Genomic DNA, 635 nt, shown 5'->3' with positions numbered 1-635 from the left:
CGCCTTTTCTTTGTCCTCGTCAGCCTGCGTTACCGGAGACGTATCCGCTGTCGCATGTGGAGACGGACGTTCCCCATTAGTGCAATCAGCGGGACGAACAACCTCTTTTTCATTCGCCACCCTCTTTGCCTTCCTCAGTAAATAGTTCCGTTTCTTGTTCTTCTTTCTTCTGCCGTAAGAAAGACCCGATTTTCGCTGCTTATGCCGCATGGTTCTCATATGTGCTCCTCTGTACGTCCGTATTGCTCTGAAGTAAGTGCTGCTTCCTTAATGTTCTATTTGCGTACCTATCCAGTGTACAGGTACGCTCCTGTACACTGGATAGGTACGACCCGGTGCACTGTACAGTGCCTCTATGCACTGGATAGGCACGTTCTGCGTTACCGCGCCGCCGGTGTGCTCGCTGCCGGCGCAGGAGTCCAGCCTCATGAACGGTTTTTTAACAGCTCCGCAAACGGGCTGTAATGCGTGCCGTCGTCGCTGACGGACGGTCGCGAGCGGCGTTCCCCGCCGGTACGCGCGGAACCTGCGGCGCGGCGTCCGTCGGGCACACCCGCGCCGCCGTCTCCGGAAGCCCGCCCGCGCATGACGGTGTTTTGCCCGCCACGACGCGCCGTCGCGCTCTTGAGCGACCG

Annotated in this window: 1 protein-coding gene; it reads right to left on the bottom strand. The window is 58.7% G+C overall.

The window, feature by feature from the left end:
* Nucleotides 1-425: 425 nt before the first annotated feature.
* Nucleotides 426-635, bottom strand: a 210-nt coding sequence (locus AWU74_RS11995; protein ID WP_202966432.1) for a hypothetical protein, incomplete at its 5' end; no start/stop codon positions are given.

Source organism: Treponema endosymbiont of Eucomonympha sp., assembly GCF_001028545.1.
Note: the sequence above shows the minus strand (reverse complement) of the source record. Positions and strands in the feature narration are given on the sequence as shown.